Origin of the sequence: Xanthomonas protegens (assembly GCF_038442435.1) — a bacterium.
GTDB lineage: Bacteria > Pseudomonadota > Gammaproteobacteria > Xanthomonadales > Xanthomonadaceae > Xanthomonas_A > Xanthomonas_A sontii.
In genome coordinates this window covers 147,324-163,435 of the sequence record NZ_JAQJCQ010000004.1, presented here as the reverse complement: position 1 = coordinate 163,435, position 16,112 = coordinate 147,324, and the positions used below count along the sequence as shown (strand labels likewise).

At 70.9% G+C, this 16,112-nt stretch carries 15 protein-coding genes; 10 read left to right on the top strand and 5 right to left on the bottom strand.

Features of this window, described 5'->3' with window-relative positions; all coding sequences use genetic code 11:
* Positions 1–49 precede the first annotated feature (49 nt).
* On the top strand, positions 50–2,335 hold the full coding sequence (locus tag PIQ37_RS06935) for an NADP-dependent malic enzyme (protein ID WP_048490875.1): 2,286 nt from the start codon (positions 50–52) through the stop codon (positions 2,333–2,335).
* Between the two features lie 464 nt (positions 2,336–2,799).
* On the opposite strand, the gene PIQ37_RS06930 is transcribed toward PIQ37_RS06935, so the two are convergent.
* On the bottom strand, positions 2,800–3,048 hold the full coding sequence (locus PIQ37_RS06930; RefSeq protein WP_255325562.1) for a helix-turn-helix domain-containing protein: 249 nt from the start codon (positions 3,046–3,048) through the stop codon (positions 2,800–2,802).
* Between the two features lie 194 nt (positions 3,049–3,242).
* Between PIQ37_RS06930 and PIQ37_RS06925 the strand changes: the two genes are divergently transcribed.
* From PIQ37_RS06925 to PIQ37_RS06915, 3 genes are read left to right on the top strand one after another with little or no spacing between them, the layout of a single operon-like run.
* A complete protein-coding gene (locus tag PIQ37_RS06925; protein ID WP_010344507.1) occupies positions 3,243–3,440 on the top strand; it encodes a zinc-finger domain-containing protein in 198 nt (65 codons plus the stop codon).
* A 10-nt stretch (positions 3,441–3,450) separates the two neighbouring features.
* A complete protein-coding gene (locus PIQ37_RS06920; RefSeq protein WP_342072889.1) occupies positions 3,451–4,563 on the top strand; it encodes a glycosyltransferase in 1,113 nt (370 codons plus the stop codon).
* Positions 4,544–5,899 (top strand): O-antigen ligase family protein, encoded by a 1,356-nt coding sequence (locus tag PIQ37_RS06915; protein WP_342072888.1) that lies wholly within the window; start codon positions 4,544–4,546, stop codon positions 5,897–5,899. Before PIQ37_RS06920 ends, PIQ37_RS06915 begins: the two co-directional genes overlap by 20 nt.
* A gap of 4 nt (positions 5,900–5,903) precedes the next feature.
* Here PIQ37_RS06915 and PIQ37_RS06910 read toward each other — a convergent pair whose 3' ends face one another.
* Positions 5,904–6,845, bottom strand: a complete 942-nt coding sequence (locus PIQ37_RS06910; protein WP_342072887.1) for an LpxL/LpxP family Kdo(2)-lipid IV(A) lauroyl/palmitoleoyl acyltransferase — start codon at positions 6,843–6,845, stop codon at positions 5,904–5,906.
* A 103-nt stretch (positions 6,846–6,948) separates the two neighbouring features.
* On the opposite strand from PIQ37_RS06910, the gene waaA reads away from it, so the two are divergent.
* Positions 6,949–8,268 carry a lipid IV(A) 3-deoxy-D-manno-octulosonic acid transferase gene (waaA, locus tag PIQ37_RS06905; RefSeq protein ID WP_342072886.1) on the top strand — a complete coding sequence of 440 codons (1,320 nt, stop codon included), beginning with the start codon at positions 6,949–6,951 and terminating at the stop codon, positions 8,266–8,268.
* A 467-nt stretch (positions 8,269–8,735) separates the two neighbouring features.
* Here waaA and PIQ37_RS06900 read toward each other — a convergent pair whose 3' ends face one another.
* From PIQ37_RS06900 to PIQ37_RS06890, 3 genes are all read right to left on the bottom strand, one after another.
* Positions 8,736–10,103, bottom strand: a complete 1,368-nt coding sequence (locus PIQ37_RS06900; RefSeq protein WP_342072885.1) for a TolC family outer membrane protein — start codon at positions 10,101–10,103, stop codon at positions 8,736–8,738.
* A gap of 18 nt (positions 10,104–10,121) precedes the next feature.
* Positions 10,122–10,781, bottom strand: coding sequence for a protein-L-isoaspartate O-methyltransferase family protein (locus PIQ37_RS06895; RefSeq protein WP_010344493.1), 660 nt, complete (start codon positions 10,779–10,781; stop codon positions 10,122–10,124).
* Between the two features lie 134 nt (positions 10,782–10,915).
* Positions 10,916–11,506 (bottom strand): TetR/AcrR family transcriptional regulator, encoded by a 591-nt coding sequence (locus PIQ37_RS06890; RefSeq protein WP_017911136.1) that lies wholly within the window; start codon positions 11,504–11,506, stop codon positions 10,916–10,918.
* Between the two features lie 311 nt (positions 11,507–11,817).
* On the opposite strand from PIQ37_RS06890, the gene PIQ37_RS06885 reads away from it, so the two are divergent.
* From PIQ37_RS06885 to PIQ37_RS06865, 5 genes are read left to right on the top strand one after another with little or no spacing between them, the layout of a single operon-like run.
* Positions 11,818–12,474, top strand: a complete 657-nt coding sequence (locus tag PIQ37_RS06885; RefSeq protein ID WP_342072884.1) for a thermostable hemolysin — start codon at positions 11,818–11,820, stop codon at positions 12,472–12,474.
* Positions 12,471–13,964 (top strand): AMP-binding protein, encoded by a 1,494-nt coding sequence (locus PIQ37_RS06880; RefSeq protein ID WP_342072883.1) that lies wholly within the window; start codon positions 12,471–12,473, stop codon positions 13,962–13,964. Before PIQ37_RS06885 ends, PIQ37_RS06880 begins: the two co-directional genes overlap by 4 nt.
* The gene (locus tag PIQ37_RS06875) at positions 13,961–14,638 is read left to right on the top strand and encodes a TenA family transcriptional regulator (protein WP_043094824.1); all 678 of its coding nucleotides are present in this window, start codon (positions 13,961–13,963) and stop codon (positions 14,636–14,638) included. The genes PIQ37_RS06880 and PIQ37_RS06875 overlap by 4 nt, the downstream gene beginning before the upstream one ends.
* The gene (locus PIQ37_RS06870; protein WP_342072970.1) at positions 14,638–15,456 is read left to right on the top strand and encodes an SDR family oxidoreductase; all 819 of its coding nucleotides are present in this window, start codon (positions 14,638–14,640) and stop codon (positions 15,454–15,456) included. Before PIQ37_RS06875 ends, PIQ37_RS06870 begins: the two co-directional genes overlap by 1 nt.
* A complete protein-coding gene (locus PIQ37_RS06865) occupies positions 15,453–16,109 on the top strand; it encodes a tetratricopeptide repeat protein (protein ID WP_342072882.1) in 657 nt (218 codons plus the stop codon). Before PIQ37_RS06870 ends, PIQ37_RS06865 begins: the two co-directional genes overlap by 4 nt.
* Positions 16,110–16,112: the final 3 nt, after the last annotated feature.

Here is a 16,112-nt window from a genome sequence, read left to right as displayed (position 1 = left end):
TGGGGGTAGAATTCCGGGCCTCCGCGCCTTTCGACAAAAGAAGCCCTCGATGTCAAACGACGATTTCAAACAGGCCGCCCTCGACTATCACCGCCAACAACCGCCGGGCAAGATCAAGGTCTCCGCGACCAAGCCGATGCTGACCCAGCGCGATCTCTCCCTGGCCTATTCGCCGGGCGTGGCCTTCGCCTGCGAGGCCATCGTCGCCGATCCGAAGCAAGCCAGCGAGCTGACCGCGCGCGGCAACCTGGTGGCGGTGATCAGCAACGGCACCGCGGTGCTGGGCCTGGGCAACATCGGCCCACTGGCGTCCAAGCCGGTGATGGAAGGCAAGGGCGTGCTGTTCCAGAAGTTCGCCGGCATCGACGTGTTCGACATCGAGATCAACGAGAACGATCCGGACAAGCTGGTCGACATCATCGCCAGCCTCGAGCCGACCTTCGGCGGCATCAACCTGGAAGACATCAAGGCGCCGGAGTGCTTCATCGTCGAGCGCAAGTTGCGCGAGCGCATGAACATCCCGGTGTTCCACGACGACCAGCACGGCACCGCGATCATCGTCGGCGCGGCTGTGCTCAACGCACTGGTGGTCACCGGCAAGAAGATCGAAGAGGTCAAGCTGGCCACCACCGGCATGGGCGCGGCCGGCATCTCCTGCGTCAACATGCTGGTCTCGCTCGGCCTGAAGCCGGAGAACATCCTGGCCCTGGACCGCGACGGCGTGATCCATACCGGCCGCACCGACCTGGATCCGGACAAGGCGCGCTACGCGCGCGACACCGACAAGCGCACCCTGGCCGAGATCGTCGAGGGCGCGGACATCTTCCTCGGCCTGTCGGCCGCCGGCATCCTCAAGCCGGAGATGGTGGCGACGATGGCGCCACAGCCGGTGATCTTCGCCCTGGCCAACCCGAATCCGGAGATCACGCCGGAGGCGGCCAAGGCGGTGCGTCCGGACGCGATCATCGGCACCGGTCGTTCGGACTATCCGAACCAGATCAACAACGTGCTGTGCTTCCCCTACCTGTTCCGCGGCGCCATCGACGTCGGCGCCACCGGCATCAACGAGGAAATGAAGATCGCCTGCGTCAAGGCGATCGCGGCGATGGCGCGGCGCGAGGCCTCCGACCTCGGCGCGGCCTACGGCGGCGAGACGCCGAGCTTCGGCCCCGACTACCTGATTCCGCGGCCGCTGGATCCGCGCCTACTGGTCGAGCTGTCCTCGGCGGTGGCGCAGGCGGCGATGGATTCGGGCGTGGCCACGCGCCCGATCGCCGACATGGCCGCCTACCGCGACAAGCTCAGCCAGTTCGTCTACCGCACCAGCCTGATGATGAAGCCGGTGTACGACCGCGCCCGCGCCGACAAGCAGCGCGTGGTCTATGCCGAGGGCGAAGAGGAAGTGGTGCTGCGCGCGGTGCAGAGCGTGATCGACGAGGGCCTGGCATTCCCGATCCTGATCGGCCGTCCCGACGTGATCGAGGCGCGCATCCAGCGCCTGGGCCTGCGCATCACCGCCGGCGTGGATTTCGAGATCACCAACATCCACGACGATCCGCGCTTCAACGACTACTGGCAGTACTACCACGCGCTCACCGAGCGCCGCGGCGTCACCGTCACCGCGGCCAAGGAACTGATGCGCTCGCGACCGACGCTGATCGCGGCGGTGATGGTCGCGCGCGGCGAGGCCGATGCGCTGCTCACCGGTGTGGTCGGCCGTTTCCACAAGAAGCTCGGCTACGCGCGCAGCGTGATTCCGCTGGAGCCGAAGGTCAGCTCGACCTCGGCGATGACCGGCGTGATCAACCAGCAGGGCGCGTTCTTCTTCGTCGACACCCACGTGCAGGAAGATCCGAGCGTGGAGCAGATCGTCGAAGCCACGCTGCAGGCCGCCTATCGCCTGAAGCTGTTCGGCATCGAGCCGAACATCGCGCTGCTGTCGCATTCCAATTTCGGCAGCCACGATTCGCGCGACGCGCTGAAGATGCGCCAGGTGCGCGAGGCGCTGCTCAAGCGCAAGCCCGAACTCAACATCGACGGCGAGATGCAGGGCGACACCGCGTGGGACGAGGCGCTGCGCAAGCAGATCATGCCCAACAGCACGCTGAAGGGCCGCGCCAACCTGTTCGTGCTGCCGAACCTGGAAGCGGCCAACATCGCCTACAACCTGGTGCGCGTGTTCACCGACGGCGTGGCGATCGGCCCGATCCTGATGGGCATTTCCAAGGCGGTGCACATCCTCACCACCAGCGCCACCTCGCGCCGGGTGATGAACATGACCGCGATCGCCGCGGTCGACGCGCAGATCCGCAAGCAGCTCGAAGCGGAAAAATAAGCCGCCACGCGGCTTCCAGTGCGCACCGGCCCGCATGACTGCGGTGCCGGTGCGGCTGCATGTGCTCCCGCGGCGCCTCGGGCGTGCGCGAACGGCACGGCCGGCAGCATGGCTGCCACCCTCATGTCTTCAGCAGATCCGCTCGCGCGCTGCGCGCGCCTCAGGTGCGAGTCGTGCGCGAGGCCGTGCCTGAAGCGCGTGATGTTGCCGCAGACGGAATGACTGGCAGGGAGGCGCCGCGATTGCGCCAGGGGCAGTGAGGGACTGGCGCTGAAGCGGCCCGCGTGCCGCAACCGCTGCGCCGGATTGCGGCGAGATCAGCGAAAGGGCGGGGCTGGAAGCGGTTTCATATGGGGGCGACAGCCAGTGTCGCAGTGCGAGTCGCGTCTTCACGCGCAGCCGGCACCTGGGCTGCGCGGGGTCGAGCCGGGCACGGGGACGGCGCCAGCGGCGCCGCGCCGCGTTCAGGCCATGCGCTTGCCCACCGGCAACGGCAGGCTGTCGCTGTCGGTCTGGTTCAGCTTGGAAGGCTTGCCGGTGAGCAGCACATAGGCATCGACGCCGGTAAGTTCGGCGATCTTCAACAAATGCCGGGCATTGGGAACCGAACGGTTGTTCTCCCAATGACCCAGGGTGCTATGCGCCACGCCCAGCAAGGCGGCAAGCTCGCGCAGTGTGAAACCGGCATTTCGCCGCGCCTGCATCAAACGCACACCTATATCCACGAGACACCTCAAAGCGGCATGTCGGCGCCGCGTGACACCAGCATAGTGTCGCGTTCGCCCTGCATCAAGCAGATAGGAAAGGCGCGTGAAAGAAGGTCTCCCGCGACGGCCGTCCGGACCTGCGCCCGGCCCCGGGACGGGCTGCTAGAATCGTCTGTCCCCTTCGCCGTGTCCCCACCGCCATGAGCCATACCGCCACCGCGCCCGCCAATGCCCAGACGCGCTACGAGGTGCGCCGCGCCGACCTGCCGCTGAGCTGCCCGACCCCGGAAATGGCGCTGTGGAACTCGCATCCGCGGGTCTACCTGCCGATCGAGGACGAGCCGGGCCTGGAAGCCAAGTGCCCGTACTGCGGCGCGGTCTTCGTGTTGGTCGACTGATCCGGGTTCGATGCACCGCCTGACCGTGGTGCAGCTGCTGCCGGCGCTGGAGTCCGGCGGCGTCGAGCGGTCCACCCTGGAAATCGCCCAGGCCCTGGTCGAGGCCGGACATCGCGCCGTGGTCGTGTCGGCTGGCGGCCGGCTGCTGCCGGCCCTGGCCGCCACCGGCGCCGAACACATCGCCCTAGACATCGGCCGCAAATCCTTGCTGACCCTGCGCCACGCGCCGGCGCTGCGGCGCCTGTTCGCGCGCGAGCGCGCCGACATCGTGCACGCGCGCTCGCGGCTGCCGGCCTGGCTGGGCTGGCGCGCGCTGCAGGGCATGCCGGCGGCGCAGCGTCCGCGCCTGGTCACCACCGTGCACGGGCTCAACTCGCCGAGCCGCTACAGCGCGGTGATGACCCGCGGCGAGCGGGTCATCTGCGTGTCCAAGACGGTGCGCGACTACGTGCTGCAGCACTATCCGCAGACCGATCCGGCGCGCCTGCGGGTGGTGCCGCGCGGCATTGATCCGGCGCAGTTCCCGCGCCGTCCCTGGCCCGATGCGCAGGCGCGGGCGTGGGCCGTCAGCCAGGCGCCGGCGTTGGCCGGGGATGGGCCGCTGCTGTTGCTGCCGGGGCGCGGCACCCGCCTGAAGGGCCACGCCGATGCGCTGCGCCTGCTGGCGGCGCTGCGGGGCGAGGGAAGCGCCGCGCGGCTGTGGTTGCCGGGCGCGCGCGAGGCCGGGCGCGAGGCCTACATCCGCGAACTCGAAGCCGAGGCGGCGACCCTCGGCGTGGCCGACGCAGTGGCGTTCACGCCGCCGACCGCGCGCATCGCCGACGCCTACGCCGCCAGCGACCTGGTGCTGCAGCTGTCGCGCAAGCCCGAGGCCTTCGGCCGCACCGTGGTCGAGGCGCTGGCGGTCGGACGGCCGGTGCTGGGCTGGGCGCATGGCGGAGTCGGCGAATTGCTGGCGCAGCTGCAGCCCGCCGGCGCCGTGGCGACCTTCGACGCCGTGGCCCTGGTGGCGGCCGCGCGCGCACTGCTGGCCCAACCGCCGGCGCCGCCGGCGACGCTCCCCTATACGCTGCAGGCGATGCAGCGCAGCACTCTGGCGATCTATGACGAACTCCGGCCCTGACGGTTCCTTGTCCGCTTCTGCCTTGCCCGAGGTCCGCGAACGCTGGGCGCCGGTCTGGGTGCTGGTGTTCGTCGCGCTGTGGCCGGCGCCGGGCCTGGCCGCCGGGGTGCTGGCGCTGGGCGCCCTGGTGACCCTGGCGCGCCTGCTGCACAGCCGCTTCCGCGGCGGCGCGCGCCTGCTCAGCGGCCCGGCCTGGGCGCTGACCACACTGCTGTTCCTCACCTACTGGCTGCCGCAGCCGCTGTCGGCACTGGGCGCGGTGGACGTGCCGCTGGCGCTGCGCGAATCGGCGGTGGACCTGCGCTTCCTGCCGTTCCTGTGGCTGGTGGCGATGGCGGTGGCGACGCCGCGCGGTCGCCGCACCACTTTCAACGGCCTGGCGGTCATCGCCGCGCTCTGGACCGTGGATGCACTGGCGCAGGCGCTGTGCGGCACCAGCCCGCTGTTCTGGTCGATGGACCAGCTGAAGTGGGCGATCAGCCACCACGGCCTGTGCACGCCGCAGGAGATCGCCCTGGCCGATCGCCTCAGCGGCGTGTTCGGCCCGTGCAACCTGAAGTTCGGCCAGGTGCTGGCCAGCGTGTCGCCGTTCCTGCTGTGGCTGGCTGCGCGCCGCGGCGGTGCTTGGGGCTGGCTGATCGCGGCAGGGGCGGTCGGCGTGGTGCTGGTGCTGGCGGGATCGCGTGCGTCGTGGATCACCTTCGCGGTGCTGCTGGTGCTGTCGGGCTGGCGCCTGCTCGGCGCGCGCAAGCTGCTGGCACTGGGCGTGGCCGCGCTGCTGGTGGCGGGGGTGCTGGGCGTGGTGTCGCCGCAGGTGCACGACCGCTTCGAGCGCACCGCGCGCGCGCTCAGCGGACATCCGGCCGACCTCAACGCGGCGCTGACCGGGCGTGCGCAGATCTGGAGCGCGGCCTGGTGCATGATCCGCCAGCACCCGATCAACGGCGTCGGCGTGCGCGGCTTCCGCGAGGCCTATGTCGGGTGCGACCCGGATCCGACCCATGCCGGGGAATGGGGGCGCGAGCCGGCCTTCCATGCCCACCAGATCGTGCTCGAGGTGCTCGCCGAGACCGGCGTGATCGGCCTGCTGCTGTGGCTGGCCGGTGCCGCACAGGCGTGGCGCGCCTGGCGCTACGCCTCGGCGCAGGCGCGCGAGCGGGCGCGCCCGGCGATGCAGGCGCTGCTGATCACGGTGTTCCCGTTCAACACCCACCTGGCGTTCTATTCGTCGTTCTGGGGCGGGCTGACCATGCTGCTGATCGGCCTGTACGCCGGCGCCCTGCTGGCGAACGACCCCGAACCGGGCGAGCGCGCCGACGCCGCGACGCCGGCGTGAGCGCTCAGCCGCGCTCGTAGAAGTCGCTGCGGCCGCCGGGCTGGCGCTTGAAGCGGCGGTGGATCCACAGATACTGCGCCGGCGCTTCGCGCACCATCGCCTCGATGGCGGCGTTGACCCGCGCGGTGTCGGCGACCATGTCCTCCGACGGGAAGTCCTCCAGCGGCGGCGCGATGCGCAGCACGTAGTCGGCGCCTTCGCGGCGGTGGAAGTACGGCACCACCGCGCAGCCGGTCAGCCGCGCCAGCTGGTGGGTGGCGGTGATGGTGGCCGCGGGCATGCCGAAGAACGGCACGAACACCGTGTCCTTGCCGCGCATGTCCTGGTCCGGGGCGTACCACAGGAAGCCGCCGCGCTTGAGATGGCGCACGCTGCCGCGCAGGTCCTCGTTGGCGAACATCGCGGTGGCGTAGCGCAGGCGGCCGCGCTTGACCGCCCATTCGAACACCGGATTGCGGTGGCGCCGGTACATGCCGGCCAGCGGCACGTACTGGCACAGCAGGCGGCCGCAGATCTCCAGGGTCATGAAGTGGCCGGACACCAGCAGCACGCCGCGGCCTTGCGCCTGCAACGCCTGCAGGTGTTCCAGGCCCTCGATGCGGGTGCGCCGGCGGATCGCGCCGATGCCGCCCCACCAGGCGCGGGCGAATTCGAACACGCCCACGCCCAGCGCATCGAAGCTGTCGCGCAGCAGGCGCGCGCGCCAGGCCTCGCTCTGCTCCGGGAAGCACAGCTTCAGGTTCACCTCGGCGGCATGGCGGCGGGTGCCGGCCAGCCGCAGCGCCAGCCAGCCGATGCCGCGACCCAGGGCGCGCTGCAACAGCCAGGGCAGGCGCGCGGCGATCACTGCCAGGCCGAGCAGCAGCCAGGTGGGCCAGTGGTGGGGTGAGCGTGGTGGCGGTGCGGCCTGGGTGGCGGACGCGGGCGGAGTGGGGGCGGCAGACATGCGCCAAGTTTAGCCGGGCGCGCGCACGACCGCGTCGGCGTGCGCTGCGGCGCGCGTGGCGATCGTCTGCCGCCGCCTGCGCGCAACCGGCTATGCTGTCCGGATGCGCAACGATTTCATCGAGCGGCTGCTGCGCGGCCTGTACTCGGCCATCCTCTATCTGCTGCTGCCGGTCACCGTCTATCACCTGGTCTGGCGCGGTTTCCGCGTGCGCCAGTACTTCCAGCGCTGGGACGAGCGCTACGCCTCGTATTCGCAGGCGCGCGGGCGGCCGCGGGTGTGGCTGCATGCGGTCTCGGTGGGCGAGGTCAACGTCGCCGCGCCGGTGGTCAATGCGCTGCGCGCGCAGCGCCCGGACATCCGCTGGGTGATCACCACCATCACCCCGACCGGTTCGGAGCGGGTGCGCGCGCTGTGGGGCGACGCGCTCGATCATGTGTATCTGCCCTACGACGTGCCCGGCAGCGTCGGCCGTTTCCTGCAGCACTTCCGCCCGAGCCTGGCGCTGATCCTGGAAACCGAGCTGTGGCCGAACATGCTGTTCGGCTGCCGAGACCGCGGCATTCCGGTTTACGTGCTCAATGCGCGGCTGTCGGCGCGTTCGTTGCGCGGCTACCGGCTGCTGCGGCCTTTGATCGGGCGCGCGCTGCGCACCGTCACCTGCGTGGCGGCGCAGTCGCAGGAGGATGCCGAGCGCTTCGTGGCGCTGGGCGCGCGTGCCGAGCAGGTACGCGCGTTGGGCAACCTGAAGTTCGACATCGCGGCGCCTGCGCACTTGCCGGAGGTCGTCGCCGCGTTCCGCGAACGCGTGCCGGCGACGCGTCCGGTGTGGATCGCCGCCAGTACCCATGAGGGCGAGGAAGCGGCGGTGATCGAGATGCACCGGCAGCTGCGCCGGCAGTGGCCGGACCTGCTGCTGCTGTGGGCGCCGCGGCATCCGGAGCGCTTCGCCAAGGTCGAGGCGCTGGCGCGCGACCAGGGCTGGCGCGTGGCCACGCGCCGCCAGCAGCAGTGGCCCGGCGCCGAGGATGCGGTGTTCGTGATCGATACGCTGGGCGAGCTGATGGGGTTCTATGCCTGCGCCCAGGTGGCCTTCGTCGGCGGCAGCCTGCAGCCGATCGGCGGCCACAACCTGCTGGAGCCGGCGGCGGTCGGCACTCCGTCGGTGACCGGCCCGCACCTGCATAATTTCTCCGAGATTTCGCGGCGCATGCGCGAAGCCGGCGCGGTGGCCATCTGCGAGGATGCCGGCGCCGTGTGCGCGGCGCTGCAGACCCTGCTGGCCGATGCCGAGGCGCGCACGCGCATGGCCGAGGCCGGCTGCGCGCTGGTCGCGAACGGCCGTGGCGCGCTGCAACGGACCCTGCAGCTGATCGCGCCACACCTGCCGCCGCTGGCGGGCGATGCGGGCGTGGAGGACTGACGCGTCGTAGAGGCGCGCGCGTCTCCGTCGCAGCGGGTATCCATGACGTGCTTTCATGGGAAGGCCCGTCGCGGCTGAAGCCGCTCCTACGGCTCCTGCGACGTCAGCCTTTTCCGCGGTCCGGAAAGACCCGTTATGGGCGCAATTTCAGAAAGCCTCGGACAGCGCGCTTCGCCGCGGCTCAGTGACACGTGGTTGCCCTCGTAGGAGCGGCTTCAGCCGCGACGGGCATTCCCGGTAACGCCTGTCGCGGCTGAAGCCGCTCCTACAAATGTCCTTCGTCGTTACTCGGGGTGCCCTCCAAGTCGCGACGCATGGCACGCGCCGTCCCTCTCCTCCCATCGCGCAGCGCGTCGGGACTGAAGTCCCTCCCGCAGGAGGCTGCCGCATCTCGCCCCACGCCTCCATAAACAAGAACGGCGGACCCGAAGGCCCGCCGTTTCGGCGGCAAGCGCGTATGCGTGCGCTTACTGCGTGCTGTTGGCGGAGTTGAGCTTGGATTCGGCGCTCTGGGTCAGCAGCGCGTTGATCGACTGCACCTCGGCCACGTCCAGCGAGCCGAGCGCCTGGCTCAGCAGCAGGCGGTTCTGCAGGAAGTTGTAGCGCGCCTGCGCGTAGGCCAGCTGCGCCTGGTACAGGGTGCGCTGGTTCTGCACCACGTCCAGCACGGTGCGGGTACCCACCTCCAGGCCGACCTGCGAGGCATCGAACGCGGCCTGCGCCGAGACCACCGCCAGACGCCGCGCCTCGATCTCGCTGATCCCGGCCACCACCGTCTGGTACGCGTTGCGGGTGTTGCGGTCGAGTGCGCGCTTCTGCAGTTCGTAGGTGTCCTGGGCGATGTCGCGCTGCGCCAGCGCTTGGCGCACCGCCGACTGGGTGGCGCCGCCGGCGAAGATCGGGATGTTCAAGGTCAGGCCGATGGTGTTGCTGTCGGCGCGCGGGGTGCTGCCGCTGCCGGAGACGCTGTCGCCCCAGTTCGCATCGCGGCCGGCGCTGGCCGACAGGTTCAGCGTCGGCAGGTGCCCGGCGCGTGCCGCGGAGACGCTGGCCTCTGCCGCCTGCACCTGGTACTGGTAGGAGCGCAGCGAGGGATTCTTGTCCAGCGCCGAGGCGATCAGGCTGTCGATGTCGCCGCCGGTGGCCGGCAGCTGCGGACGGAAATCCTCCGGCAGGCCGCGCAGGTCGCGCACCGGCTGGCCGGTGATCTGGGTCAGCGCCTGGTACAGGTCCTGCAGCGAGTTGCGCGCGGTGATCGTGTCGGCGCGGGCCTGGTCGTACTCGGCGCGGGCTTCGTGCACGTCGGTGATCGGCGCCAGGCCCACTTCCAGGCGCTTGTCGGCATAGTCGAACTGCTTCTTGGCGGCGGCTTCGTTGGTCTCGGCGGCGACCAGCGATTCGATCGCCACCAGCACGTTGAAGTAGGCCGCCGAGGTGCGCACGATCAGGTCGTCGTTGGCCGAATCCAGGGTGTAGTCGGCGGCCAGGCTGCGCGCCTTCTGCGCGCGCAGGTTGGAGAACTGCGCGAAGTTGACCAGGGTCTGCTGGCCCTGCACGGCGTAGCTGCGGCTCTTGCCGGTGCCGGCCAATTCGCCGCCGCCGCGCTCGACTTCGCTATGGTTGCGCTGCAGCGAGGCGCTGCCGTTGATCTGCGGCAGCAGGGCGGCGCGCGCCTGCACTTCGCCTTCCTTGTCGTACAGCCGGGTCGATTCCGCGGAGGCCAACTGCGGGTCGCTGTTGCGGGCCATTTCGTAGACTTGCAGCAGGTCCGTGGCGTTGGCGGCCAACGGAAACAGCGCGGCGGCCAGCGCCAGGACGAGGGATCGGCGGATCATTGCGGCTTCCTTGATGGATCAGAATGTGAACTGGGGGACTGGCGCTGCGCCTCGCAGGTAGTACGCCAGGTCGGTTTCGAACAGCGATTCCGTGCGCGGCGCGCCGGCTTCGGCATGCACCAGCACCGCTTCCATGACCGGCGCGCGGCCGCGGATCGCGAACAGGCGGCCGCCGGGGCGCAGCCAGGCCAGGAACTGGGCCGGGATCTCGGTGACCGCGGCGGTGACGCAGACCACGTCGAAGCGGCGCTCGCTGTTCCAGGCGAAGGCGTCGGCGGTCTCGATGCGGACGTTGCTGCCCAGGCCGGCGGCGTCCAGGTTGGCGCGCGCGGCGGCGGCCAGGGCCGGCTCGATCTCCAGGCTGACCACTTCGCGGCCGAGCTCGCCCAGGCAGGCGCTGACGAAGCCGCTGCCGGTGCCGATCTCCAGCACGTCCTCGCCCGGCTGCAGGTCCAGGGCCTGCAGCATGCGGCCTTCGATGACCGGCTTCATCATGAACTGGCCGTGGCCCAGCGGAATCTCCAGGTCGGCGTAGGCCACGGCGCGGTGGGCCGGCGGCACGAAGGTCTCGCGCGGCAGCCGCGACAGCACGTCGAGCACGCGCAGGTCCAGCACGTCCCAGGGACGGACCTGCTGTTCCACCATCTTTTCGCGGGCTTGGGAGTAGTCGATCGTCATTTCGGGCATCCAACGCGGAGGGCCGGGCATTTTAGCCGGCACGGAGGCCGGGCGTATGCCGCAGCATCGCCGCCGGACGGTCCGGCGCGCAGTGCCGGAAGTCATCGGCCGTCGCGGACAGCCCCACGGCCGGGCTAGCGCGCCGCATAGGCACGCAGGAAGAAGTCGATGCTGGCCTCGACATGGGCGCGGATCCGCTCCTGGCTGGCGTCGCGGCACAGCCCGCACATCATCAGCGAGTACAGCTCGCCCTTGACCAGGCAGAAGAACTGCGAGGCGGCCAGGTCGAGGTCGGCGATGTCCAGCGCGCCGGCGGCGACGTGGGCCTGCAACAGCTGCGCCAGGTGCTGCTGGGTGCGCTTGGGACCGGCATTCCAGAACATCTCGCGGACGTGGTCGTCGCCGGTGCCCGGGGTCAGCATCATGCGGTGGGTGGCCATCGCCGCCTCGCTGCTGATCATGGCGAAGAAGGCCTGGCCGATGTCCAGCAACTGGGTGCGCAGCGGTCCTTTCAGGGCGTGCCCGAACAGGTCGTCGGGCAGCAGCGCCTGGCATTGCGCGCGCACCGCCTCGGCGAACAGGGTCTCCTTGTCGCCATAGTGGCTGTAGACGGTGAGCTTGGAGACGCCGGCGCGGGCGGCGATGCCGTCCATGCTGACCCCGCCGAAGCCCAGTTCGGTGAACATCTCCCGTGCCGCTTCCAGGATCGCGGCGCGTTTGCCCATGTCCTTGGGACGCCCGGGCCCGGCGGGACGCGAGGAGGATTTGGCGGAGGCGGCGGACGATTTGCTGACCATGGGTGGCAATACTAGACCAGTCGGTTCGATATTTATACTAGACCCCTTGGTTCATTATTGTGACGCTGCGTTCGGTGGGCGTGGCGGCCGGGCCTGGCAGCGCGTCGGCGGGCACGGGCGGGCACGGGCGGGCAGGGGCGGGCAGGGGCCGCGGCATCCAATGCTTTGCTTATGCGCGGCTTACATTTGCCTAACATCGGGCTCATGGTCGCCTAATCGACTGCCCCGACGATGCCGCCATGGCCATCGTCCCCCTCTCCGCTGCTTCCGGTTTCCGCTTCGCCGATCCTGTGCTGGTCGATGCCCTGCATCCCGATCGCGCGCAGGTGGAAGCCTTCATCGCCCGGGTCTACCGCGAGCGCTACGGCGCGGTCCTGCGCGGCTTTCTTCCGCACCTGCTCGCCTACCACGGCGCCGACGGTCGCCTGCAGGCCGCACTGGGGCTGCGCTGCGCCAGCGAGGGTCCGCTGTTCGTCGAGCAGTACCTGCTGCAGCCGGCGGAACTGGCAATCGCCGAGCGGATGCCGCGGCGGGTAGTGCGCACGGAGTTGGTGGAGGTGGGCAATTTCGCCGCCGAGCACGCCGGCGACGCGCGGGCGATGATCCGTGCGCTGACCGGCACCCTGCATGCCGCCGGCCTGCGCTGGGTGTTGTTCGTGGCGACCCGGCAACTGCGCAACGCCTTCGACCGTCTGCACCTGGCCACCGTTGAGCTCGGCGAGGCGCGCGGCCAGGACCTGCGCGACGATCCCAGCGACTGGGGCGACTACTACGCGGCGCAGCCGCGGCTGATGTTCGGCGACATCGCCGCCGGGCACGCCTTCCTGCAGCGCGAGACGGGGACACGCCAAGGCGTGCTGCCGGCATTCCGCGCCTGTCTGGCGGGTGCGCCGTGAGCGCGCCTGGCTTCGCCGAGCTGCTGGCCGGCCTGCGCGGCGACGACGCGCGCGTGCTCGTCGCCGACGGCGCGCTGCGCGAGCGCGATCTGGTCGAGCGTGCACAGCGCCTGGCCGATGCGCTGCAGCGGCAAGGGCTGCGCTGCGTGGCCAGCCGGCTGGACAACGGCCCCGAGTGGCTGCTGCTGGATCTGGCGATCCGCCTGAACGGCGGCGTGCACGTGCCGCTGCCGACCTTCTTCAGCCCGGCGCAGGCGCAGTACGCGCTGGCCAGCAGCGGTGCGCAGGGGCTGATCGCGGCGCCGGGCCCGGCCCTGGCCGACCTCGACGGCGAGGCGCTGCGCCTGCCGGAGCCGGGACTGGCCGGCCGGCGGCTGACGCAGGCGCCGGTGGCGCTGCCCGCGGACACCGGCTGCATCACCTACACCTCCGGCACCACTGGCCAGCCCAAGGGCGTGTGCCTGAGCGCCGACGCGTTGCTGCAGGTCGCCGGCTCGCTGGCCGACGCCGCCTCGGCGCTGGCGCCGCGCCGGCACCTGTGCCTGATGCCGCTGTCGACGCTGCTGGAGAACGTCGCCGGCCTCTATGCGCCGCTGCTGTCCGGTGCGCAGATCGCACTGCCGTCGCTGGCCGAGATCGGCTACAGCGGCGCCGCCGGCCTGGACATCCCGACCCTGATCGCTTGCCTGCACCGCTACCAGCCGCACAGCGTGATCCTGGTGCCGCAGTTGCTGCTGGCGCTGGTCATGGCTGCCGAGCGCGGCGTGCCGTTGCCCGCTTCGCTGCGCTACCTGGCGGTCGGCGGCGGTCGCGTCGGCCCGGGCCTGCTGCGCCGCGCGGCGGCGCTGCAACTGCCGGTGTTCGAAGGCTATGGCCTGACCGAATGCGCCTCGGTGGTGGCCTTGAACCGGCCCGAAGCGCAGCGCCTGGGCAGCGTCGGACGGCCGCTGCCGCATGCGCGGGTGCAGGCGGTCGACGGCGAACTGCAGGTCGAGGGCGTGCGCTGCCTGGGCTACCTGGGCGCGCCGGGTCCTGCACCGGGGCCGATCGCCACCGGCGACCTGGGCCATGTCGATGCCGACGGCTTCGTGCACATTACCGGCCGCCGCAAGCATGTGTTCATCACCGCGTTCGGCCGCAACGTCTCGCCGGAGTGGGTGGAAAGCGAACTGCTGCAGCATCCGCTGATCGCCCAGGCGGTGGTGTGCGGCGAGGCGCGTGCGCACAACCTGGCGGTGCTGTGGCCGCGCCGCGCCGGCGAAGACGACGCCGCGCTGCACGGCGCGCTGGCCGAGGTCAACGCCGGCCTGCCCGATTACGCCCGCGTCGCCGGCTTCGTGCGCGCCGCCGCGCCGTTCAGTGCCGCCGACGGCCTGCTCACCGGCAACGGCCGCCCGCGCCGCGACGCCATCCTGCAGCGCTACGCCGACGCCGTGGCGCAGCGCTATGCCGAACTCGAACCCGATCCCGCCCCAGGAGCCTTCCAATGAGTTTCCATGCCCGGCTGCTCGCCGAGACCCAGGCCGAACGCGCCGACCTGATCGCCATCCCGATCATCCAGACCGCCCTGGCCGGGCAGATCGCCGGCGCCGACTACGTCGCCTTCCTCGGCCAGGCCTATCACCACGTGCGCCATACCGTGCCCCTGCTGATGGCCTGCGGCGCGCGCCTGCCGGCACGGCTGGAGTGGCTGCGCAGCGCGGTGGCCGAGTACATCGAGGAAGAACTGGGCCACCAGGAGTGGATCCTCGACGACCTGGCCGCCTGCGGCGCCGACCGCGCCGCCGCCGCCGCCTCGATGCCATCGGCGGCGACCGAACTGATGGTGGCCTACGCCTACGACACCATCGCCCGCGGCAATCCGGTCGGTTTCTTCGGCATGGTGCTGGTGCTGGAAGGCACCAGCGTGGCGCTGGCCACGCGCGCCGCCGAGAGCATCGAGACCTCGCTGGGCCTGCCGCGCAACGCCTTCAGCTACCTGCGCTCGCACGGCGACCTGGACATCGAGCATGCCGGGTTCTTCGAAGGCCTGATGGACCGGCTCGACGACGCCGACGACCAGCGCGCCGTGGTGCATGCGGCCAAGCGCTTCTACGGCCTGTACGGCGACATTTTCCGCAGCCTGCGCGCACAGCCGGCGCTGCCCATGGCGGAGGCCGCATGATGGATCTCAACGGACGCAGTGTGATTCTCACCGGCGCCAGCGGCGGCATCGGCGCCGCCCTGTGCGACGAACTGGTGGCCGCCGGCGCCTGCGTGCTGGCGGTCGGCCGCGACCCGGTGCGCCTGGCGCAGGTCGCCGGCCGGCATCCGCAGGGGCGAGTGCTGCCGCTGCCGCTGGACCTGTCCACGCCGGCCGGGCGCGCGCAGTTGCTCGACGCCGCCGGGGCCTTGCCGATCCGGCCCTCGCTGCTGCTGATCGCGCATGCGCAGAGCGGCTTCGGCCTGTTCGCCGAGCAGTCCGAGCAGGATCTGCGGCAATTGCTCGACACCAACCTGATGGCGCCGATGTTGCTGGTGCGCGCGCTGCTGCCGTTGCTGCAGGCGCAGCCGCAGGCCACGGTGGTGGCGGTCGGTTCCACCTTCGGCAGCCTGGGTTTTCCCGGCTTTGCCGGCTACAGCGCCAGCAAGTTCGGCCTGCGCGGGCTGTTCGAGGCACTGGCGCGCGAATATGCCGACAGCCATGTGCGCTTCCAGTACCTGGCGCCGCGTGCCACCCGCACCGCGTTCAACACCGCGCAGGTGGATGCGATGAACCAGGAGCTGAAGGTCGGCGCCGACACCCCGGAGCGGGTGGCGCGTGCGCTGCGCCAGGCGATCGAACGCGGCGACCGCCGTCTGCAGATCGGTTGGCCGGAAAAACTCTTCGCCCGTCTCAATGGCGCCCTGCCGGGACTGGTGGACCGCAGCCTGAAAGCGCAGTTGCCGGTGGTACGCCGGCATGCCACACGCGTTCCTTCCCGACTTGGAGATGCCCGATGAAGCTGCGTCCGTGTGTGTTGTTGCTGTTGCTTGCGCTGTCGCCGCTGGGTGCGGCCGCCGCTGCCGCGCCGCTGACCCCGGCGGTGGTCGCGGTGCGCGACCAGTGGGCCCAGGTCGCCTACCAGACGCCGAAGCCGCAGCGCCTGCAGGCCTACGCCCGCCTCGCCACGCAGGCGGGCGTGGCCCGGCAGGCGGCGCCGCGGGATCCGGCGGCGCTGATCTGGGAGGGCATCGTGCTGTCCAGCGAGGCCAATGAACGCGGCGGGCTCGGCGCGCTCGCCCTGGTCAAGCGCGCCCGCAGCGATTTCGAGCAGGCGCTGGCGCTGGACCCGGCCGCCCTGAACGGCGCCGGCTGCACCAGCCTGGGCGCGCTGTACTACCAGGTGCCGGGCTGGCCGGTGGGCTTCGGCGACGACGCCAAGGCGCGCGCCCTGCTGCAGCAGGGCCTGCAGTACGACCCGGACGGCATCGACGCCAATTACTTCTACGGCGATTTCCTGCGCGCGCAGAAGGACTGGAGCGGCGCCGCGGCGGCGCTGCGCAAGGCCCTGGCGGCACCGCCGCGGCCCGGCCGCGAGGTGGCCGACCACGGCCGCCGCCAGCAGATCCAGGCGGCGCTACACGAGGTCGAAACGCATCTTGCCAGCCGCTGAGCG

Bases quoted from the DNA above. Each gene is read 5' to 3' on its own strand.
- PIQ37_RS06935 (WP_048490875.1), top strand. From the start codon at position 50: ATGTCAAACGACGATTTCAAACAGGCCGCCCTCGACTATCACCGCCAA.
- waaA (WP_342072886.1), top strand. From the start codon at position 6,949: ATGCGCAACGATTTCATCGAGCGGCTGCTGCGCGGCCTGTACTCGGCC.
- PIQ37_RS06900 (WP_342072885.1), bottom strand. From the start codon at position 10,103: ATGATCCGCCGATCCCTCGTCCTGGCGCTGGCCGCCGCGCTGTTTCCG.
- PIQ37_RS06895 (WP_010344493.1), bottom strand. From the start codon at position 10,781: ATGACGATCGACTACTCCCAAGCCCGCGAAAAGATGGTGGAACAGCAG.
- PIQ37_RS06865 (WP_342072882.1), top strand. From the start codon at position 15,453: ATGAAGCTGCGTCCGTGTGTGTTGTTGCTGTTGCTTGCGCTGTCGCCG.
- PIQ37_RS06910 (WP_342072887.1), bottom strand. From the start codon at position 6,845: ATGTCTGCCGCCCCCACTCCGCCCGCGTCCGCCACCCAGGCCGCACCG.
- PIQ37_RS06925 (WP_010344507.1), top strand. From the start codon at position 3,243: ATGAGCCATACCGCCACCGCGCCCGCCAATGCCCAGACGCGCTACGAG.
- PIQ37_RS06920 (WP_342072889.1), top strand. From the start codon at position 3,451: ATGCACCGCCTGACCGTGGTGCAGCTGCTGCCGGCGCTGGAGTCCGGC.
- PIQ37_RS06915 (WP_342072888.1), top strand. From the start codon at position 4,544: ATGACGAACTCCGGCCCTGACGGTTCCTTGTCCGCTTCTGCCTTGCCC.
- PIQ37_RS06870 (WP_342072970.1), top strand. From the start codon at position 14,638: ATGGATCTCAACGGACGCAGTGTGATTCTCACCGGCGCCAGCGGCGGC.
- PIQ37_RS06875 (WP_043094824.1), top strand. From the start codon at position 13,961: ATGAGTTTCCATGCCCGGCTGCTCGCCGAGACCCAGGCCGAACGCGCC.
- PIQ37_RS06885 (WP_342072884.1), top strand. From the start codon at position 11,818: ATGGCCATCGTCCCCCTCTCCGCTGCTTCCGGTTTCCGCTTCGCCGAT.
- PIQ37_RS06890 (WP_017911136.1), bottom strand. From the start codon at position 11,506: ATGGGCAAACGCGCCGCGATCCTGGAAGCGGCACGGGAGATGTTCACC.